This window comes from Aquimarina sp. MMG016 (assembly GCF_018100805.1).
Classification (GTDB): domain Bacteria; phylum Bacteroidota; class Bacteroidia; order Flavobacteriales; family Flavobacteriaceae; genus Aquimarina.
On sequence record NZ_JAGJEA010000012.1, the window covers coordinates 92839 to 110882 of the forward strand.

Annotated in this window: 17 protein-coding genes; 10 read left to right on the plus strand and 7 right to left on the minus strand. The window is 35.7% G+C overall.

What is annotated here, in order from left to right; all coding sequences use genetic code 11:
* Window position 1 precedes the first annotated feature (1 nt).
* Entirely contained in the window at window positions 2-1597 is a 1596-nt protein-coding gene (locus J8M14_RS18600) for a hypothetical protein (protein ID WP_211076332.1), read from the plus strand.
* Window positions 1598-1708: 111 nt separating this feature from the next.
* On the opposite strand, the gene J8M14_RS18605 is transcribed toward J8M14_RS18600, so the two are convergent.
* Window positions 1709-2452, minus strand: a complete 744-nt coding sequence (locus J8M14_RS18605; protein WP_211076333.1) for a lysophospholipid acyltransferase family protein — start codon at window positions 2450-2452, stop codon at window positions 1709-1711.
* 73 nt (window positions 2453-2525) lie between these two features.
* Between J8M14_RS18605 and trpS the strand changes: the two genes are divergently transcribed.
* On the plus strand, window positions 2526-3494 hold the full coding sequence (gene trpS, locus J8M14_RS18610; RefSeq protein ID WP_211076334.1) for a tryptophan--tRNA ligase: 969 nt from the start codon (window positions 2526-2528) through the stop codon (window positions 3492-3494).
* A gap of 105 nt (window positions 3495-3599) precedes the next feature.
* On the opposite strand, the gene J8M14_RS18615 is transcribed toward trpS, so the two are convergent.
* Together J8M14_RS18615 and J8M14_RS18620 are read right to left on the minus strand one after the other, a co-directional pair.
* The gene (locus J8M14_RS18615) at window positions 3600-4226 is read right to left on the minus strand and encodes a hypothetical protein (RefSeq protein ID WP_211076335.1); all 627 of its coding nucleotides are present in this window, start codon (window positions 4224-4226) and stop codon (window positions 3600-3602) included.
* A 203-nt stretch (window positions 4227-4429) separates the two neighbouring features.
* Window positions 4430-5155 carry a hypothetical protein gene (locus tag J8M14_RS18620; RefSeq protein WP_211076336.1) on the minus strand — a complete coding sequence of 242 codons (726 nt, stop codon included), beginning with the start codon at window positions 5153-5155 and terminating at the stop codon, window positions 4430-4432.
* A 184-nt stretch (window positions 5156-5339) separates the two neighbouring features.
* Between J8M14_RS18620 and J8M14_RS18625 the strand changes: the two genes are divergently transcribed.
* Window positions 5340-5726: a DUF4328 domain-containing protein gene (locus J8M14_RS18625; protein WP_348772859.1), complete on the plus strand. Its 387-nt coding sequence runs from the start codon at window positions 5340-5342 to the stop codon at window positions 5724-5726.
* A gap of 337 nt (window positions 5727-6063) precedes the next feature.
* On the opposite strand, the gene J8M14_RS18630 is transcribed toward J8M14_RS18625, so the two are convergent.
* The 4 genes from J8M14_RS18630 to J8M14_RS18645 form a co-directional block, all read right to left on the minus strand.
* Complete coding sequence (locus tag J8M14_RS18630) at window positions 6064-7512, minus strand: HEXXH motif-containing putative peptide modification protein (RefSeq protein ID WP_211076337.1); 1449 nt, start codon at window positions 7510-7512, stop codon at window positions 6064-6066.
* Window positions 7502-8338: a hypothetical protein gene (locus J8M14_RS18635; protein ID WP_211076338.1), complete on the minus strand. Its 837-nt coding sequence runs from the start codon at window positions 8336-8338 to the stop codon at window positions 7502-7504. Before J8M14_RS18635 ends, J8M14_RS18630 begins: the two co-directional genes overlap by 11 nt.
* The gene (locus tag J8M14_RS18640) at window positions 8338-9513 is read right to left on the minus strand and encodes a radical SAM protein (RefSeq protein ID WP_211076339.1); all 1176 of its coding nucleotides are present in this window, start codon (window positions 9511-9513) and stop codon (window positions 8338-8340) included. Before J8M14_RS18640 ends, J8M14_RS18635 begins: the two co-directional genes overlap by 1 nt.
* Window positions 9514-9644: 131 nt before the next feature.
* Complete coding sequence (locus J8M14_RS18645; RefSeq protein ID WP_211076340.1) at window positions 9645-12326, minus strand: hypothetical protein; 2682 nt, start codon at window positions 12324-12326, stop codon at window positions 9645-9647.
* Window positions 12327-12776: 450 nt separating this feature from the next.
* On the opposite strand from J8M14_RS18645, the gene J8M14_RS18650 reads away from it, so the two are divergent.
* The 7 genes from J8M14_RS18650 to J8M14_RS18680 all read left to right on the plus strand — a co-directional run bounded on the left by J8M14_RS18650 (window position 12777) and on the right by J8M14_RS18680 (window position 17953).
* Entirely contained in the window at window positions 12777-13226 is a 450-nt protein-coding gene (locus J8M14_RS18650) for a thioredoxin family protein (RefSeq protein WP_211076341.1), read from the plus strand.
* Window positions 13195-13698, plus strand: a complete 504-nt coding sequence (locus J8M14_RS18655) for a hypothetical protein (RefSeq protein ID WP_211076342.1) — start codon at window positions 13195-13197, stop codon at window positions 13696-13698. The genes J8M14_RS18650 and J8M14_RS18655 overlap by 32 nt, the downstream gene beginning before the upstream one ends.
* A gap of 181 nt (window positions 13699-13879) precedes the next feature.
* Window positions 13880-14326 carry a GNAT family N-acetyltransferase gene (locus J8M14_RS18660; protein WP_211076343.1) on the plus strand — a complete coding sequence of 149 codons (447 nt, stop codon included), beginning with the start codon at window positions 13880-13882 and terminating at the stop codon, window positions 14324-14326.
* Between the two features lie 99 nt (window positions 14327-14425).
* The gene (locus tag J8M14_RS18665) at window positions 14426-14926 is read left to right on the plus strand and encodes a DinB family protein (RefSeq protein ID WP_211076344.1); all 501 of its coding nucleotides are present in this window, start codon (window positions 14426-14428) and stop codon (window positions 14924-14926) included.
* A 167-nt stretch (window positions 14927-15093) separates the two neighbouring features.
* A complete protein-coding gene (locus J8M14_RS18670; protein ID WP_247672699.1) occupies window positions 15094-15675 on the plus strand; it encodes a hypothetical protein in 582 nt (193 codons plus the stop codon).
* Window positions 15676-15771: 96 nt separating this feature from the next.
* Complete coding sequence (locus J8M14_RS18675) at window positions 15772-16551, plus strand: hypothetical protein (RefSeq protein WP_211076345.1); 780 nt, start codon at window positions 15772-15774, stop codon at window positions 16549-16551.
* A 325-nt stretch (window positions 16552-16876) separates the two neighbouring features.
* Window positions 16877-17953: a helix-turn-helix domain-containing protein gene (locus tag J8M14_RS18680; RefSeq protein ID WP_211076346.1), complete on the plus strand. Its 1077-nt coding sequence runs from the start codon at window positions 16877-16879 to the stop codon at window positions 17951-17953.
* The last annotated feature ends 91 nt before the right edge of the window (window positions 17954-18044 follow it).

Below are 18044 nucleotides of genomic sequence, written 5' to 3' on the forward strand. Positions count from 1 at the left end.
GATGAGCGATAAAAAAAACATAGACAGACTTTTTCAGGAGAAGTTCAAGGATTTTGAAGTGACTCCCGATGATGCTGTATGGAAAAAAATCAAAGCCCGTCAGAATAAAAAACGTAAACGGGTTCTTGTCATACCATTTTGGTACAGAATAGCCGGAGTTGCGGCTTTGGTGGCCATTATTCTTACTATTGGTTATAGATCTTTTGGCGAAGACCCCATACAAGAAACAATTGTGGAGAGCACAGAAGAACCTAAAGAGATTCAAGAAGATATCACTCCTGATAAAGAAATCAACACTTCGGATACTACTGAAAAAGAAGCTATAGTTTCCTCAGAAGAAGATCCTTCAGGAAATGCTAATGGCAATACCAATATGGATACTAACCAAGGTACACGTCTAGTTAATTCTATGGAACAAAAAGATAGAAAGAAAAATGCAGTAGCCACATCTGCCAATGATAAGATTAAAGCTTTCAAAGGCAAAGAACAAATTCCAAATACCACCAACACTAAAGACCGAATCGCAAATAATAACTTAAGAACTAATGATGCATTAGATAAAAAAGCTAATAAAAACCCTGCTTTTGTTCATCCAGACAATAGTACAGAAAAAGATAAACCAGAAAAAACTACTATTGTCGATCATCAAAACAGTACCCATAAAACTGATAGTGAACAAACAACTTTCATTGATGCTCATCAAAACAATGACGAAAAGAACACCAATAGTAAAATAGCTGAAAATAATACTAATGCTGAAGTACAAGAAGAAACCGAAGAAGAGGAATTAAATGATGGAAAGAAATCCATTTTTGATGTCATTAATAATAAAGAGGAAGAGGTTGTCGCAGAAAAAACAAAAGATCGAAAAAAATGGGTTGTAGCTCCTAATGTTGCTCCAATATATTATGATTCTTTTGGTGGTGGATCCTCAGTACGATCAGAATTCTCTGATAATTCTAAGACCGGACAAATAAATTTAAGTTATGGTGTACAAGTCGCCTATAATGTAAGTGATAAAATAAGTGTGCGTTCAGGATTGCATAAACTGGATGTTGGCTATAACACCAGAGATGTTGGCTTTGAGGCTACCGCCTCCCAAAAAAATCCTGAGGGCATTAATTATTACCAAAGTGCTCGGGATATTGCTATATCTGATATAGCTACTGCAGATGCTAATTTCTCGCAATCTCCTTCATTTGATGTTAATGAAGCTGCTTTGTCTAAAGGTCAAAATCCAGGGTTATTAAATCATAGTATTAGTTATTATGAAGTCCCACTGGAAATAAAATATAATCTGGTTGACAATACAATAGGGGTGCATATGATTGGTGGAGTTAGCACTCTGTTTCTTAATGATAATGAACTGTCAATTGACGCTGGTAATTTTACTACCACTCTGGGAGAAGGATCTAATCTAAATGATATAAGTTTTACTGGTAATATTGGCTTGGGTGTTAATTATAATCTTACGAAACAGTTTCAGATTAATCTGGAGCCAATTTTTAAATATCAATTTAATGGATTTAAAAACGAATCAGAAAATTTTAGACCTTATTCCATTGGGATATATACCGGGTTGAGTTTTAGATTTTGATGAACAATATAAAGAAAAGTGTTTAGGTTAATTTAGTTGATTAGAACCATTGTTTCATCAGGAAGCGATGATGAACAGAAAGCCATTCCTGACTAGGAATGGCTTTCTTTTTTAATTTTTATGATCAGCTTCCAGTGTTTTCAGAATAATCTCATGGGTTTTCTCTTTTAGTTCTTTTTTGTTTTCCTGTGTTAATCCTTCGGTAGAAATTTCACGATGAATATGTGCTCTCATCCTTCCCGGACTTCCACTAAAAAAAGTATACGAAAATCGTTTTTTATTATCAAAAAAAGTTAAAGGTAGAATTGGAATCTGGTGATCTATTGCCAATCTGAACGCTCCATCTTTAAACTCATCCAAAAGCAAGCTTTCATCATCAGGCACCCCTCCTTCTGGAAAAATACAAATACTGGTACCATCATGTAATCTCGCATGTGCCTGATCAAACACTTCTTTTCGGCTTCGCTGGCTATTGCGATCTACCAATATACAAGTACGTTTGTAGAAAAATCCAAAAATCGGGATTTTGGTCAATTCCTTCTTCCCTACAAAAACAAACGGATTCTTTACACAATACAGCATCAGCATAATATCCGTCATAGAGGTGTGATTAGCCACAAACATATAACTCTGTTTGCGATCAACCTTGATGTCATACGTTACCTTAGGTAAGAATCCAGAACCATACAAAACAATCTTTGCCCAAAATCTGGCAAATATAAAAAACTGAGGATACCATTGTTCTCTTGATGTTAGCACTAACAACACAGGAAACAGAATAATGATAGGAATACCCATCACCACATAAAACCATATCCTCCAGAAAAGGATTAATATTTTTTTCAAAATTGACATTGCCCAAAAATAAACAATTTTGATTTGCCCTATCTCAACAAAAATTTACCTTTGCGGGAAACAGAAAATTACTATGTCCAGAATTCTAACAGGCGTACAGAGTACAGGAACGCCACATCTAGGCAATTTGCTAGGAGCAATCATTCCGGCAATCAATATGGCCAATCAACCTGAAAACGAATCATTTCTCTTTATTGCAGACATGCATTCACTTACTCAGATCAAAGATGCCAAAACGTTACGTGAGAACACCTACTCTACCGCTGCTACCTGGTTAGCTTTTGGGCTTGATATAGAAAAAACCGTTTTTTATCGTCAAAGTGATATCCCGCAAGTAACAGAACTGTCGTGGTACTTGACCTGTTTCTTTCCATATCAGCGATTAACACTAGCACATTCTTTTAAGGATAAAGCTGATCGTCTTGAAGATGTAAATGGCGGAATATTTACCTATCCTATGCTTATGGCAGCGGATATATTATTGTATGATGCAGAGATTGTTCCTGTTGGAAAAGATCAATTGCAGCATCTGGAAATGACAAGAGATGTTGCTTCCAGAATGCATTCGCAACTTGGAGAGATGTTTGTGTTGCCAGAAGCGCAGGTACAAAAAGATACGATGTATGTTCCGGGAACCGATGGTTCTAAGATGAGTAAATCTAAAGGTAATATCATCAACCTGTTTTTACCGGATAAAAAACTTCATAAGCAAATCATGTCAATAGAAACAGACAGTACTCCACTAGAGGACCCAAAGGATCCGGATACTTGTAATGTGTTTGCATTGTATAAATTAATCGCATCTGCAGAACAATTAGAAGAGATGCGTAATAATTATCTCGGTGGTAATTACGGATATGGCCATGCAAAGCAAGCTTTATTCGAGTTATTAATAGAAAAATTCTCTAAAGAGCGTGAACGTTATAATTATTATATGGAGAACCTTAATGAAGTAGATGAAGCTTTGGCCGTTGGAGCCAAAAAAGCTACTAAAGTTGCTAACGAAGTATTAGCTAGAGTAAGAGAGAAAGTCGGGTATTAAGCTAAAACAAGAAACATAGTTTTGAGAAAGACATATTTTAAAATCCCTTCAGAAAGTTCTGAAGGGATTTTTGTACCAACAAATAGAGTTATTTACCCTATAAATTTATTGACGAAAATCTTTTTCGACTCCTAAGAGGGCATTAAAAGTTTTGTTTTCTCTATTAAAGACCACAGGATATTCTCCGGCCTTAACGACATTGCCCCTCAAGCCTAATTGCTCTACAGACTCTTTGTCTAACACCAAGTCTTGCTTAAGAGTATAAATATAATCCTTGCCATTAGACGATAATAAGCGATTTTCTTCATAGAACTGTAGTCCGAGAACCGCTTCATTCATAGCAAAAGGTATTGCTCCTTGTCTAACATCAATATCCAATTCTAACTTATCGCGAATTGATAAAAACTCTCTTGGATCAATTTTTTCATAAATAATCCATGGATCCAATATTTCAGGCCAGCAAGGTATCAGCTGACAAGGTTTATAGATTATTTTCGGGATGCAAATACGTCTATACTCGCATATCCCAGGAATATGCGAATAACAATTACCTGCCCATTTAAATCCGTATTCTATATAATAAAAGCAAAAGCCTCCATAATATTTATCATCTACGGTTTCGAGATTACTTTCATCTACTATTGTGGATTGGTTTTCCTGGATGGTTTCTCTCTCACACGCCCAAAACGAAACGAGCATTACTACTGCAATTACAAAAAATAACTTCTTCATAATAAAAAGGTTTTAAGATTAGTATACATATAAAAAGCTCCCCAATGATCAGCTGTTGGTTTACTGATCATAACGGGGAGAGCTTTAATGCTTAGTGTGATAGATGATAAAAAGGTCAACATAAAAAATAAAAAATCGTCAATTCTATTTTTATTGTAATGATTAGAATTGACGATTTTCTTCCTTACTTCCCTTGTTAAATATTATTCATAGAACCCTCTGTTTACAGAAAGAACTACATTATATGTGTTATTTTCTCTATTAAAAATCACTGGGTACTTCCCTGCTTTAATCGCATTCCCATGTAGGCCTAAATTTTTAGTTACCTCAGCATCCAGAATAAGCTTACGATCCAAATAAAAGATACTGGGTTGTGGTTGTGGTTGGGTAAAGGCTTCATAATGTGCAATATCATTACTAGACGATTGGTTAATGAGAGATAACATATTAGTTTCTTTATACAGTTGCATGACCAAAATAGATTTATTCAATGCAATGGGTACACCCTGAGACCTCGGGTCAATATCTAATTGCAATTTATCTTTTAAGGAAACCAAAGCTGCCGGATCCAAAACTTCAGGAATAATCCAAGGATCCTGGATATCCCATCCACAAGGTATAATTGCACAAGGGTCAAAAATGATTAATGGTGGTTCGAACTCAACAAAAGGATTAGGAAGACAATCCACTATAGCACATATCTCAAAAGGATTATATACACATTCTCTTTTTCCTGTAGCAGGGTTGATTTCTGATCTAGCGTTAAACTGCAGTGTAAATTTGCAAAACCGCCCTGATGGGCCTTTCGTTTGTATGTCGATATCAGAAGATTCACTTATAGTGGTTTGCTCTTCAAAAATGTTTTCTTCCTGACACGAGTATAGCAGGATTAGTACTCCTACAATAATGACTAATGATAGTTTTTTCATGACTATTCCGGTTTTAAGTTAACAATACCAAAAGACCCTGAGATTATAATTGATACCAACAACTATACTCTTAGAGGTTCTTTATGAATTAGTGTATGAATTGATGAAGAGGTAAACTTATGAGTTGGATAAAAATTAATCCCAGATCCTAAAAAATTGTCAACAAAGTTCATACTATATCCCAATTATCTCCCTATTCAGACCTTACAGTCTTGCAAGAGAGATTACTACCGAAACCAAAAACAGAGTTTCGCAATTAAACCCTGAGCATAAATCAAATATCAATTTCTCTATCATTGGTTTTTGGTGGGCATTGTTTATCATTACTAATTATATTGGATCATTTGCTTTTAAAACCCTTTTTAAGGATGATACCATAGATCAATTCATTACATCAACCCAGGCTTACATGTTTTCTGACTTTATGGACATTCCTGCTGCTATTCTAACACTTGTTATGATCCAACAAATTTCTAAAGAAGAAAAATTACTGTTTGATAGTACTCAACACCAAAATACTGACGATAATATAAAAACCAGCTTTATAGAATCTCCTGAACCATTATCATAGCACATTGGGAATTATTTTCTTAAAAAAATGTTAAGTAAAAACATTATTTATTCAAATAAATTTTTATCTTCGCAGTCGAAAAATACTTCACACCCAAATCATATTTTCATCTTTTTTTAGTGCTTTATTAAAGTTAAGCTACTCCTTATAGTGTAAGATATTAAGCGGTTGGATTATATCTAACCAATTCTTGTAATTATAGCTATGTGGGTTATGGCTTGATCGTAATTGTTGGGGGAACAAGATTAGCCTGTTGGGAAAGCACAAATAGTATAATTACATCATTCCCTCTCCTAACTAAGAGAGGGAATTTTTATTTAAATAACAACCGTTATGACTAAGATATCTTTAACAACTCCAACAAATCCTCTATAGTTTCTTTATCTGATGTATTTGTATCAAAAACATATGCAGAAAGCGTTCGGTTTGCCGGCCCAAATAGCAGTTTTTGCAATTTCTTTTTTCGCTCCTCAGCATTAAAAACATCCAATTTTTCTATAGTGTCATCTATTCGTAAAACCGGACAAGCATATATCACTTTGGTATGTAGTTCATTAAACAACCGCTGTAATCGTTTTATAAAATCTGGACGCTCTATTAATGTATGATCTTCACCCAAACAGATTACTGCATTGGGATAATTGGTAAGCAGGTAGTGCGATAACTGCAACTGCATAAACTCTACTTCTTCTGGATATAATACTCCAGAACGCATCCAATTATGAAGAAATTCTTTATTAGAAAACTTTTGACTTTTCTTAAAGATATTCATCACTTCACTAGAACCATATAGCTCTTGCTTTCTGCGAGTAACAACTGCAGATTCCGCCCAAATATCCCAACATATATCTGAGGCATGAATTACCTCTCTGTCAAATTTTTGACTCAATTGCTCTGCAACATTAAATTTCTCTTCACTATCCGGGCCTATAAGCACTATTGCACCTTCTTTATCCTTAATATTTGCTTTGCAAATCTCCAAGGCTTTTGTGACCTCATCTTCTGCCCACTGCAGAAATCGATCTACAAAAGCTTCTCCATTATCTGTCAACTTTGCACATTTCCGGATTAGGGCTGCCCCTTTCTTTACCCTAAGTGCATTAAAATGTAGTAAGCCTAAAATTTGCTTTTTATCTTCTAATTCAGATTTTTCAAAGAGTATCCTATCTAATGCAAGTACATGCGTAAACGCATACACTCCATGAAATACTGCTGAAATCGGCCTTGGGATATCCAATCGCACCGGACTATCAAATACTTCTTCTTCTCCATTAGTAAATAAAGGTGCTGTGGATTCAAAATGTTGCCCTAGTGAGAATAGCTTATTATGCGCCATCTCATGAACCAGTGCTTGTGCTAATAACACCGGGTTATGCACAGTAGCCCAAACTGCTCCCAATGTATTTTCAGGTTGATGACTGTTAGAACCACCATAATTTTTATCATCTGCAATGCCTTTGATCAGCATAGGATTGACAGTTTTTAGAATCTTACTACATTGATCATACACCTCCGGCCAAAGGGCTATTAGCGCTTCTGCCTCTTGTATACTGGGATGTGTAAAAGGTGCATGCTCAAATTTCTCCAGAAATGCTTCATCCCAATCCAGGTGGCGTAGTGCTACTTTGTTATTAAATATTCTAGGTTCTCCCGATTGAGCATCTTCGGTTACCTGGAGATTAGTATTTTTTGCATATTCCAGAAACAGTTTGGTATCACTACCATCGGATTGTGGTACCGCCATATGTTCCCATGCTTTTAACTGATATCTTTCTTTAACTTCCATGTTGTAAACCTGCTTTAAATGATTTGGAATCTGTAATTCTTAAGAATTTCCTTTTACGATACGGAAATCGTTTTCCGGGTGCTCCTTCTGTTGGATAGTTATCCCCTTCTACCCTGATGGTATGCGGGATTGCTGTGGGATCCGTATCATATGCCAATTTTATGATGGGTGTCCTCAATTCACAAATCCCGTGACTGGCACACCATTCTACCGGCCAGGAATACATTTCTGACAACCACAAAGCTTCTTGTTCATACCCAAAAACCTGAAGTTTATCAAAAAGGGCTTCTTGTAGCGATGCATATCTTTTGCATTGCAAACTACAGCGATGTTGTGTTCCTATGGTCACCAATAATCGTTGCCAAAAAACACTGGTATCTGACCCAGATGATAAACTAAGTATCTGCCCTTCCTGCTGATAGGCCTTTGTATTCAGTACAGCTTGCCAAACATGTTCCTTCCTATTCTTTTCTCTAATGGCTGTAGTACATGCTATACAGCAACTGGATTTTAAGGTGTCAGGATCAGTATGTTTATTGGTTAATAGCACTTCATAATACACCGGACCTTTTACATTTTCGTTCCCTAAAAAAGTTGCCTTCACCGTGATTTCCATCGGTGCTGCCAATTCCAGAATTTTAAAATAACTCCAACCCTCTACGATCAGGTATTGCGAATCCCAATCTCCCTTGACTAATGCTTTTAGCGTTGTAAATATGATCGCTCCGTTGATTTTTTCGAAACGGTTATTCCAGGTTTCTTTGGCTTTATCACTCACCCATCCCATCGTCTTAAAGGGCGGGATATTATAGTCTAATACTTCCATTATGATACTTTTTGTTGTTGTGCCGCCTGGGCAATCAGCGATTGTATAGAAGGGTTGATCCCTTGGCTCCATCCTTCGATCAGTTTTTGTTCTACAAATGGTAATATCCCATGAGTGGATAGCGGTACTTCGCCTTCGGCAATCATTCGTTCTTCTGTAAGTTCGAAAAGCGTTTTCCACACATTACAATGCTCGGTTCTATTTCTCCAATCTCCTTCTAATGAAGTACCCGGGCAATGCCCTTTGCACATCGCAAAAAATCGACATCCATTGCATCCCCCATGTTCCTGTGGAGTATGGTATAATGAAATATATCGTGCATAAGATGGCAGTCCTGATTTTACAAAATCAATCCCTTCCTTATTCGTTCTTCCGCAATTGCTGCGCTGACCATTACCTTCTACTCCACGTACCGCTGAGGTGGTATAAGGATCACAAGCTTTCCATACACAGCTTAATCCGTGGTCATCTGCTTTTAGTAAGCTTTCGATCTCTGAGAAAATATCAAATCGCAGCTGCTTTAGCTCACTTTCCAGCTGATGGAAATACAAGAGGGTTTCTGTATTTTCTTTTTCCGTAAGGTGGTATATCGCACGGATACTTTCGCTCTCTACTTCCATCAAGTGCAATCGTGCTGCACGCACTCCAATCTGATCAAGTTCTTTGATCCAGGCACCCATACGTTTCCGTTTCTCTGCAGTACCCACATTACCTCTGTGTAGGGTAATGATAATTGAAGGTTTTAGCCCTTCTTTAGCCAATTGAGCAATAGCATCTTCTGATTGTTGGGTTAATTTTCGGGTACGTTCCAGGTTTCCTGCCCATCGCACATCGTTCAGGTCACCAGGACCATCTATTGACAACCCTACATTAACCTTATATTTTTTAAACATTGCGATATGCGCATCCGTGATCAGAGAACCATTAGTTTGTACAGAATTGCTTCCAAATTGCTCTAACCCCCACGACCATAATTCCTCCAGATCTTCTATTGGTACCAATAACGCTTCTCCACCAAACAAAGTAAAATCTCCTCCCTCTTGCAGGATTGCTTCTTTCATCTTATCCATATCATATGGCTTGGTGCTTTCTTCCACATCGCGTTGCGGATGCTGGTAACAATACTGACAAGCAATATTGCACTTAACCCCCAGCGGTCTTAATTCTACTCCCATAGTTATATTTTTAGTTAATCAAACCCTCAATGAGGGAATTAACAACCTCGGAGCAAGCTCACGAGGTATGTTTCTGAACATAGTTTTTGTTCTCGAGGCGAGCCTCGGTAAATTAAATCCTCCATGAGGGATTAAAATCCTTCATCAATATGTGCGCTCTTATCGCCATGCACTCCTTTTCCTAAGATATCGGCATGTACTCCCGCATGTGCTTTGATACTCATATGTGCATGTAAACTGATATCATCGCTCAGGGCGATTTTACTATTCACTCCCGTTTTACCGCTAACACCCAGACTACCGCCTATAAAAGAAGCATCTATATGTGGGCTGGCATCTACATGTGGCGAATTAGCATCAGCATGTACCGTAGGAGGCATCGTCATATCAAAATGCTGACTCGGATCAATATCCACCAGTTTTACTTTAAATCCAGGAGTCGAGAAAGATTCACTGGCATTAATATCTGCATGCTTATTAATCCCCGGAATATCCCAATGGATCCATTTATGGGTATCCCCATGAGTATCTACATGAAAGTCTACCAGATGCCCCAAGTCGGCATGAAATTTATGAGACGGAATTCCCGGTTCAATTTTTATCGGAAAATCCACAGTTCCATTGACATGGTAACCAGTCGGTAATTTGGCTAATTCCTTGAATAAATCTACCACCGGCAGTTTATATACATGGTATAATACACTAACTACAAAATCTCCTCCGGTCAGCAATCCTTTTCCTAAAACCTCGATATAATTGGCTACTTTAGAGAAATAAGAGGAGAAGATAGATGTAGCTTCGCTTAGTATTTTTTGTTCGATAATGCTAGCCAGATTCTTTAGATCTTTTAGGTCTGCACCAATATCGTATTTGAACCCAAATTTTGTTCCGTTAAAGTCGAATTTTGCATTTACTGCAGCACTTAGTGCTCCATTTTTAAAAGAGAAATCGATCGAGCCATTCATACTATCATTAATATGAATCGTACCCAGGGTCATCCCTCCTATTTTGATTGTTGGTTTACAATCAATACCAATTGCCAGGCTGGTATCAAAAGCCATAGTGGTTCCTCCGTTCTTAAACTCTACATCTACCGTATCCTGTAAAAATTTAAGATCTGTTTTCATACTGATATCCAATGCCGTAGGCGATACCGAAGCATTAACCACTTCTTTGATTCCTAAAACATTGGCATTGACACTAACATCAAAAGCCTCTTTGGTAGTATCAAAGTCAAAATATGCACCCCCGGCTGTAACGCCATATCCCGCTTGGCCTTTCCCCGTAAGGGAGATATTATTATCTAACAAATGAATAGGATCAATACTCGCTTGTCCACTAATTCCTGTACCCTGATTAATCATCAATGCAGAATAGGTATGGAATCCCCAGAAATCAATTGCCGCATTATATCCAATCCCTACCTGGCACTGTGTGCCATCCGGTAGTTGCTGTGCCTTATCACACCAGTAGAACATCAACTCGTCAAAACTAAAGTCACTCAATACTTTTGGCAATGTGATCCCGCTATCAATCACCGAATCAAAGATCACCGGTAGGCTCAGGTTTTTGGTAGCCACATATAATAAGGATGGGTTAGGCAGATCGTCTGTAAACTCCATGGTGATGGCAAATTTCTCATCCAGTTTTGTCTTTTTCTGCCCCAATAAAAAAGCACCTTCTAGCGTTACACCGGCTCCGGTCTCTACTCCAAAAGAAACATCAAGTCCTACCCCTACATCCTCTAGCGTTACACCATAGAAATCAAACGGATATATGATCTCGGTATCGCTATTAAGCGCAGCCTGTATGGTTCCTGTACCATCAGAGAAGGTAAAGGAGATCGCTCCGGTTACTTCTACCTCATTAACATTAGGATTCGCCGGAATCTTGATTGGTAGCTCCAGCGTACCCTCCAGACTTACCGATGGTGTGGAGGTAACGGTCATTGCTATCCCAGATAGTACAACCTTGCTAAATCCGGGTAGTGGAAAACTTTTCTCGATCGCCGCTTTGACCTCAAAACTCGTTTTAGTCAGATCAATACTCACCTGCACCGGAATATTACTCAGGCTCTTGGCCAGTTCATTCATAATAATAGGCAAAGCAGATGTACCTGCATTAGATTGTACGGATAAAGTAGAGGCAAACTCCGCTCCATCTACCACACCGGTTATCCCTGCAATCTTAAGACTATCGTCATCAAAATCAGAAATCACCACCGCAGAATCCGAGAATTCCAGTTCATTAAATACCGCTAGTTCTTTATCGATATTAGATAGGTTAAACCCTGTGGATACTCCGATACCCAATGCGGCACCCCAAGTACCTGATACATTACGTACATAGAGTTCTACTTCTCCCCAACTCGTAGTGGCCTCCAGATCGAGGCTATAGTTTTTATCTGTGGTATTGATCGCTGCCTGAAAGGAGATCCCTTTGACCGGCAGCCCCGAAAGGTTAGATGGCAAACTAAACTGTTTGGACAAAAAGTGTGTTGCCAGGCGATTGATCGTCGACACATCTTTGGTTCCCGCTCCAAAGGTCCAGGTGATAGATCCGTCTTTTTCTTCTGTAAATCCCCAATTAACGGTAAGATGCACCCCAAACAGGATAAAATCTCCGGTCAGTGTTACCGATGACCCTTTGCAATCCACCATAGCACCAGTAAAGGTAAGGTCATCCGTTTTAAGTACATTTTTTAAAAAATCATCCACATTGACAGCCGTAACTGCCTTGTTAGGAAAGGTAATCGTGCCACTCCCTGTGGCTTGCTGTAGCTCTTTGCACAGCATAGAAATGTTGTTACTCATGAGTTATATATTTTGTATGAATATTAAGGGGGTAAGTATATCCGAAAGATATAAGACATCTACCGATATGTTTAATGCTCCACTAATTTCGGGGATTATGTAATCTTAAAATAGCGTATTTATACGTGTTTTTGTTAGTGGTGAGTTTGGGAGTGGATTAGTATTTGAGAAGTTGGTAATTTTGAGAAGGCGATTTGCAGTTTGTTGTCTAAGACATAATTAAAATTGGTGTACTGTCCACTAAAAACTTAAAATAGGGAATTTTCCTTTTTTATATAGTTTTTTACATAATTATTTATTGAAAAAATATCTGATTTTTTAATAAATAATTCATTTTTATTACGAAATAATCAATAAAAAATTCATTTTCTTGCATTATTCATTAATTTTTTTTATTTTATTAAAAATGAAATTCATCTATTTTAATGCTAATTTTTAAAATTCGAGACAATGAAAAGCATATTTATACTAAAAATAATACTATTCCTTTGTTGGGGTAGTAATTCATATAAAGACAAACCTATTTGGCATAATAATATTGATGATGCGATACTAAAAAGCAAAATGAGTAATAAAAAAGTATTCATCTATTTTACTTATTCAAAATGTGGACCTTGTCAAAAATTCGAAAAACACGTCTGTGCAGACCAAGAATTTATTAAGCTAATGTCATCACAATATGAATTAGTAAAGGTACAACTACAAGGAGGAGCTAATCATAAAAATAATGATGCCTATTATTATGAAATGAAAAATAAATATGATGTTCCTACACTCCCTTATTTTATTGTGTTGGATAAAGGAAAACAAATAAGAATCGATAAACCGGAGTACAACTCCAAAAAATTTATGCAAAAACTGAGCTCTAATGGGAAAGCAAGAAGAAATAGAGGAAAATAATGTAGCTCTAGCCCTTAAGGAATATAGACTGAAAAAAATTGATATAATTATTAAATATGTGATAGTAATAATTTCAATAATTACTTTAGGGATTAGTATTTATAAATATAATAAATCAAAAGAAGATCAATTTGTAAACTTTATGTCTATAGAACGATATACAGTGTATAAAAAACTATGTAATACTCTCTCTTCTATAGCATATAACAATGATTCTATTTCTATTGATAATACTAAGAAAGAACTATGGAAAATATATCATGGAGAAGTGTTACTTGTCTCCGATGATGATATATATCAAAAGTTAATGGAGTTTACACAAGAACTTGACAAAAAAGAACAAAACCTTGTTAATAAGGACACATTTGAGGCAAACTTAACAAGGATTACTTATGATATGGTATTACTATGCAAGAATTCTATTGCGGAATCTCATAAATTATCTTTTGAAAAATTCAAACCCGGTTACTAGATCAAACCGGATCTACCTATACCCAAAAAAAACCCTAGACTGGCTCGAATATCTCTTTCGCGACAATTCCCACTAGTTCATAGTGCAGCTACCACAAATTTTGCAACCCATAGCCAGCAGGTACAAAAGATAAATAATTACCTTTGGTTACAACATACTTATATCTCCAATAATGTAGAAAATGGAAATAGGATTCAAGCCATATATGATTGAAGATAAAATTGATCTTTTAGAAATGATGACCTCATTTAATGACATTGAGGGATATCCTTTTGATCCGAGAATTGGGGAGGAAAACCTATTGCAATTTACATCGAATGAATCATTGGGGAGACTTTATCTAATCCAACAAAAACATCAAAATATCGGATATGTGGTATTGACATTTGGATTTAGTTTTGAATATAACGGTAGGGATGCATTTATTGATGAATTCTATATAAAAGAAAAATATAGAAATCTGGGAATCGGAAAAATGACCATTGATTTTATAGCATCTGAATCAAAGAAGCTTAATATAAAAGCCATACACCTAGAAGTGGAACCTCATAATGAGAACGCATACCAACTGTATTCAAAAAAAGGATTTAAACCCAATGGTAGAACACTGTTGACCAAAACAATATAATATACTAACTACTATTGGTGTTGATAATGAGCAAACCATACATCAGCGCATGGCAACAACAGAAAGAGGAATACAATTAAAAATCAGTTTAGTATACCTATGAAATATACACCAAAAGATGGTTTTCCTTATTATTTTGATTTGGTAAAACATTCCGCATGTAAATCCCTCTTTTCTTCATTAACAACTATCACGTTTCTAAAATCAATAGAAGAGAAAAAAGCAGCATTTAGATACGCCTCCGGAAAATGGAATATTAAACAAATTGTTGGTCACATCACAGATCACGAAAGAATTAAAATATTCCGCGCATTTTTGATGAGTAGAAAAGAAACAGTTGAACTGTGGGGTTATGACCAAGTTTCTTTAATAGAAAATAGCCGTTTTAATAAATTAACATTTGAACAAATAATCATAGATTTTGTAAATGTTAGGCATGCTTCTGTTAGCTTTATTGATAGTTTATCCGAAGAACAATTAAAGTTAAAAGGAAAAGCAGGGCCATATGAAGTTACCCTTGAAAATTTTCTTAAATCCATTATTGGTCACGAAATACATCATATAAGCATTATTAGAGAAAGATATCTTGGGCAGAATTAGAGCTGATACATATTTTCTCCACGTGTTGGATAGCATATTACCACCATTATGCCGAGACCTAGTATCAGTGAAGAAGAAAATTATCAATATTAGGGGTAACATTTTGCTTTCTAATGACACATACTTATAACATTACAACCTTTTACAAAAAATACTCTTAACCAAAAATGACAAATACATCTACTGCTTTTCGTATTATTTTTACTACTATTTTTTTCACTTTTTTTATTTCTAACTTGACAAAAGCTCAACCCAGAACCGGTGAGTTTATTGATGCTTCTATAGGGTTTGGATACAGTTTTCCTTTTGACGATATAGATATCTCCGGTTCCGGTTTTTATCTACAAGGAGAATATGTATATGCTTTAACCAAATGGTTTGGTGTACGACCCTATGCAGGACTGGTTTTAACCTCAGCTGATGATGACCAAAATCTACCCAATCAACCTGAATATAAAGTAACAGCCAATGCTTTTCTATTGGGTGGGAAAATTCGTCTGGTAGCCCCTATTCCCTGGTTTGCTCCTTATACCGAAGTTGGTATCGGTGCCTCTATTGGTTCTTTTGAAACCTTCACCCCTTTTACCAATATAAAAGAAAATGGATTACAGTGGCATATACCTTTTACTCTTGGAGTAGCCCTTGGTCCCAGACATAATTTTGACTTTGCGGTAAGCTATTATTTTCATCCATCTATAGAGCAATTCGCAGGAGGAGTAGGTTTAGGGTTATCTTTTCCGTTAAATTAAGAACCCAATATAAACAATCCATAAGATACTACAGAAAGATTCTCTGGCAGCAGACGGAACGGAACAATATTTGATAAAAGTTATAAAACTAACATTATGAAAAAAATATTCTTTCTTTTACTATTAACAATAGGAATCAAATCTGCTTATGCGGACTGCTCAGCAAGTGGAATGGTGTTTTTTCCTGAACAAAAAGAAATAAGTCTTAGTGCTATGTTTATTATTCAGGGTTATTCTTTTAGTGAAAAGACAATTAATAGTTTCAAAAATCGAGCAGTATACCTGGAGAGTGAGAATAAAGAATTAATCCAACTAAATCTTCTGGAAATCCTAAAAGGTCAGATGTATCTTACTCAAGCAATATTCAAGCCTTCACAACTACTAAAACCCAACACCATTTATTTCCTGAAATATGATGAGCAAACCAAAAATGAAACCAGAGAAATGATGCGATGGAATACTGAGAAAAAAGAAAGAGAAAGAGTTTTTTGGAAAACATCAAATAAAAAAACAACTGAATTATTAAATGCCAATCTAGAAGTCAAATATCAAACTACAGAGGTAGTTCATTATGGTTGTGGTCCTTCTGCAAATGCAATTTTTGATATAAACAATAATACCACATCAGAAGTTTGGTATAAAACAGAAGTCTTAGATCTTTCTACCAATAAAAAGACAGTTTTTTATATCAAAGAATGGAATGAAAAACTCAATGTAGGACACGGTATGTGCGCCGGAGCATTTACCTTCAACAGAAAAGGAAAGTATAAGGTTAGGTTTACACCCATGAACACTGACGGAAAATCCTTAAAAACCACAGGTTGGAAAACTTTTGATAGCCCATTTATGAATGATAAAAGTCCTTATGGATTTTAGATAATTAAAAAACGCCTCCCCAATAACACAGAAGGCGTTACTAATTATATATAACAGGGGTTACTGATCAGACTCATCATCTTTGCCATTAGCAATACGGGTATTGATAATCTGCTGGTATCTTTTGGTCAATGTACTATAAGACATAATACCGATAAATGAATAGGTCATAAAACAATCCGTAAAGGAGATACCAGACTTTAGGATACCTTTTGTACATAAAAGCTTTAGTGGTAATTAGATCCCACTGGAATTCGCAACTAAAAATCAAACTAATTATCTTTGAAAAAACACTTAGTTAGAACAAATAATGACTACAACTTCATTGATAATTAATATTTTAATCACCTTTGGAACTTGTCAAGCATTTTTCATCGCCTATATCTTATTAAAGTCAGAAAGAACATTATTCAAGAAACTGTTTGCCACTCTTTTAATTATTGAGGGAATAACTCTTTTTGAACGCCTATTAGTAGAGACAGAATTAATTAATTCTATCCCTCATATATTAGGAATAAGCCATCCTATCAGTTTTTTAAAACCTCCATTAATGCTATTTATGGCATTAGCCATAACTATTCAGCATTATAGATTATCAAAAAAAAGCTACTTACATTTTATCGTATTTATTTTAATGCTGTTTTTAAACCTTCCTTTTTATTTCTTGAGCGGAGCGGAAAAATTAGAAACAGTAGCGGGTTTTATGTCAAAAATTCCCTCTTATCAAAGTTTTGAGTTTTATTTCATCCTCAGTTTTTTTGCTTACATCGGTGTTTACATCTTTTTTAGTATCAAAAAATTACAGCAGTTTAAAAATCAAGTGACCAATAATGTTTTGGTAAATTGGTATTACACCGTACTGATGGGTTATTCTGCATTTTTGGTTTTGCATCTTATATATTTTACCATTCAACCCATAGGGCAATACAATTTTGCCTTGGTTAATCAAATTAGTATGCTGATAATGACTTTTATTATTCAGTCTGTGGCATATAAACTAATTGATAAATCAGTCATCTTTAATAGTAAACCTCCAAATTTGGATGATTTGGAAAAAAGAAGAAAGGATGAAAAATTGATTATTAACAAATTCGAGACTGACAAAATTTATTTAGACGATAATCTTAGCCTTAAAACATTTTCTAAATCAGTTTTGCTTCCTCCGGCTTACGTATCTGAAATTATCAATCAAAAATTTAATTGTTCTTTTAAGAAGTTGGTCAATCAATATAGATTAAATGAAGCAAAAAAAATCGTACAAAAAAATAAGGATAGTAAACTAAAGCTCATTGATATTGCTTTTGAATCCGGCTTTAATAACAAGGTTTCATTTTACAGAGCGTTTAAAGAATTTGAGGGGATTTCTCCTTCAGAATATCTCGAAAAGATAAGGAACAGCTAAATCCTGAAAAAAAAAGTGGTTACAAAACGGTTTTGTAACCGCAATGAAAATTTATCTTTTTAACTATGCCTTAATAAATTAAACACATAGC